Raw genomic sequence first — 3,044 nt, 5'->3', positions numbered from 1 at the left:
CAAGGATGACGGTTTCTTCTTGGGGGGTCATGGGGGTCTCGCTGAATTGCGCACATCGAAGCACCCTGCCCTCTCGGGCGGGGCCAGTGGCGTACTGCTGGAAAGAAGGAAAGCGCGACCGTCGCGGATGCAGACGGTCGCTGTGTCGGGGCCTACCTCAGCCGACCCGGTCGAGGAGCTTCTTGGCGCGTCCTTCCATATCGAGGCGGGCATCCTGCTGGGTCTTGTCGCGCGCCAGTCGCGTGATCCCTTGGACAAAGTCAAAGATACTTTCGGGCGGGCGGCCCTCTTCCATCAGCACCTTCTCGATGATCTTGCCGGATTCAGCCTTGGAGAAGCCGCGTTTACGCAGAAAGTCATCCCGGTCCTCGTCCGTCCGCGCGACGATCTGCTGCCGCGCCGCTTTAATACCGTTCACAAAGCCCTGCGGCGAAGAATTGGCGAAGCGCGTCAGGGCTGGTGCCGCCTCTTGGGCAAAGCGGGAGGCGGCGTATTTTGAGTGGCGGATGGTGATCTCCTGGAAATCCTCGACGCCCCAGAGATTGCGGTTTTGGCAGACGGCGCGCAGATAGAAGCTCGCCATGCCGAGGGTCTTGGCCCCGACCTCAGAATTCCAACAGTAGAAGCCCCGAAAGTAGAGATCAGGCGAACCGCCCGGCAGGCGGCCCGCTTCAATCGGGTTATGATCATCGACCAGAAACAGGAAGACATCGCGGTCCGAGGCATAAAGCGTAGTCGTGTCGCGGCTGATTTCGACATCGGGGTTGTAGACACCGGTCGACCAGTCGAGCACGCCCGGCACCTTCCAGCGCGTGTCGCCGGTGCCATTGCCCGCGATGCGCTGCACCGCCCCGACCAGTTCATGGTCGTGGATGCGCCCATAGTCGAGGCCGGTCACCGCACGCAGTTCAGTGCGGCCATCCTCGGTCTCGAAGGTCTTGACCTGCTCGGCGCGATGATTTGCGAGTCCGTATTGCAGGTTGATCCCTGCAAGCGGCGCAGGCAACTGCCGCAGGTAGGAGGCCGGCGCGCCGACGATGCTGGCGAGCTGGCCGAATGCCCAGTGCGTCGGTGCAACTGGCTCATGGGCCTTTGGCAGAACCAGATGCAGCCGCTCAGAGCTGTCACGCGCAGGCTCCACCCGGATGTCGGCCGTCGCGACGACCCGGGAACGGCTGCGTTCGGACCGGCCCTTCACCGAGGCCCAAAGATCATCCAGCGACAGATACCGCTCGTCGTCCGGCCGGTTGAACCATTCGGACGACACCCGCCCGTCACGCTCGCCCCGGCTGACATCCACTTTCCAGCCACCAGCCCGCGCCGGTGCGACCGGATCCAGAACTTCCACAACGCCCATCGGCTATCTCCCGCGACGGGCGCCGGGAGCCACTCTCCCGAACCCTAAACCCATCACTGGACTACCAGTCCTCCTCTGACTTTCTACATCGCAAGCGCCCATCGCGCACAGGGCAACGCTTCAATCGCGCCGGGCTCTCTAGGTCGGACGTGTTCTAGTAACCTGCTGGAATGTCTTGGATATACTCATCAAGAGCGGCTTAGATTGGCGCCGCACGCCAGCCACCTAAGGAAAGTTGGACGTGGCATTCGCTTCAGTTCAGGCATACAGAGTCGCGTGCGCGACCGTTATCCAGGCTGAGCCGACGCGCTGAACCAGCCCACTGTTTGAGAAGGAGTATATTTGAAGCTCGGGGAACAGCTTTTGAATATCATCAAGCGATTTATACTCAAAGCCTAAGGTGGTGTCGATGGTACGCATCCAATCCGGCATGTCATCCGGATAGTCGATCGTAACTTCTGCTGACACGCGATATGGCTCCGCCGCAAACAGGCCGATCACTTGGAAGTCAGCAATAACCCATTCGTTGTAGTTCCCGTTGGCGCGACCAGAAATTGTCGCTGAGAAATCAGATGCCGTCATATCGCGCGGGTGGGAAACTTTGCGAACACCATCCTCCATGTACGTCCCGCAGTCAGAGGCGCGCGCGTCCAGCACAGACCAGGGCGTCCGCAGCCTAAGTATCACACCGATGCATCCCGTCGCATTGGCCCTACAAAGGTCCGCGAACTCGTCGCCTGGCATAACCGTCGAACAGGAAAGGCCAGTCTGGGATCGGCACGCAATCACTTCCTGGAGATCGGATGGGAACGGATACTCGAAGTTCGAACCAGCTCCTTTCGGCGTCCCAGAAAAATGCACGATAAGGGCACCATGTGCTGCCAGCACACAGTGAATTTCGGAGAGTGATGGACGCGCGAACATTAAGACACGCTAACGCAAATTGACCAGAAAGTCATCCCGGCGAGTTTCCCCGCCGGGTAAGCGATGGTCAGCTTTAGAAGCCGACCTCGTCGTTGTTGTCGACCAGCTCGGGGCCTTCGCCCTCGGCCGTCTTTGGACGGCTGAGGAAGTCGACCTTCTCGGCGATGATCTCGCAGCCGTAACGGTCGACACCCGCCGCATCGGTCCACTTCGTGTAGTGAATGCGGCCCTGGACCAGGACCTTCATGCCCTTCTCGCAGTTCTCAGCGACCGATTTGCCGAGGCCGTTGAAGCAGGTGATGCGGTGCCATTCGGTGTCCATCACGCGGTAACCGTGCTCGTCGCGGATCGGGCGGCCTTCCGACAGGCGGGGGCGCGAGGTGGCGAGGGTGAAGTGGGTGATCTTCGTGCCGCCCTGGGTAACGCGGGCTTCCGGGGCCTGACCGATGTTGCCGGCGAGGATGACGATGTTCTGCATGGTGTTTCTCCTGTGTCTGGTGCGAGGGACCATCCCTTCGACAAGACCCGACAGAAGCCTGTCGGGAGACGTCTGCACGGCTGGGCCAAGGGACCAGCCGGAAACCCCCGAGGGGCCGGGGTGGAGCGGGCAGGACGCTTTGCGGCCAACACGGCCCGGGCAGGAGTTGGGGTTGCGGGCAGGAAACCGAACAGGCTTAGGGGATTGTCAGTCGAAGGGGAGGTGCCTCAACCAGGCCACAGGGGAGAGGAACCCAAGCAGACGAGTTCAGCCGACCTCATCCGG

Annotated in this window: 3 protein-coding genes; all 3 read right to left on the bottom strand. The window is 61.3% G+C overall.

The features are described from left to right. Positions 1 to 157: 157 nt before the first annotated feature. Positions 158 to 1,357: a DUF932 domain-containing protein gene (locus AC1Y2B_RS23375; RefSeq protein ID WP_482255522.1), complete on the bottom strand. Its 1,200-nt coding sequence runs from the start codon at positions 1,355 to 1,357 to the stop codon at positions 158 to 160. 258 nt (positions 1,358 to 1,615) lie between these two features. Continuing rightward, positions 1,616 to 1,978: a hypothetical protein gene (locus AC1Y2B_RS23370; RefSeq protein ID WP_482255521.1), complete on the bottom strand. Its 363-nt coding sequence runs from the start codon at positions 1,976 to 1,978 to the stop codon at positions 1,616 to 1,618. A gap of 376 nt (positions 1,979 to 2,354) precedes the next feature. Beyond that, positions 2,355 to 2,759 (bottom strand): single-stranded DNA-binding protein, encoded by a 405-nt coding sequence (locus AC1Y2B_RS23365; protein WP_031339640.1) that lies wholly within the window; start codon positions 2,757 to 2,759, stop codon positions 2,355 to 2,357. Positions 2,760 to 3,044: the final 285 nt, after the last annotated feature.

Source organism: Stagnihabitans sp. (assembly GCF_964946895.1).
Note: the sequence above shows the minus strand (reverse complement) of the source record. Positions and strands in the feature narration are given on the sequence as shown.

Bases quoted from the DNA above. Each gene is read 5' to 3' on its own strand.
- AC1Y2B_RS23375 (WP_482255522.1), bottom strand. From the start codon at position 1,357: ATGGGCGTTGTGGAAGTTCTGGATCCGGTCGCACCGGCGCGGGCTGGT.
- AC1Y2B_RS23370 (WP_482255521.1), bottom strand. From the start codon at position 1,978: ATGGAGGATGGTGTTCGCAAAGTTTCCCACCCGCGCGATATGACGGCA.
- AC1Y2B_RS23365 (WP_031339640.1), bottom strand. From the start codon at position 2,759: ATGCAGAACATCGTCATCCTCGCCGGCAACATCGGTCAGGCCCCGGAA.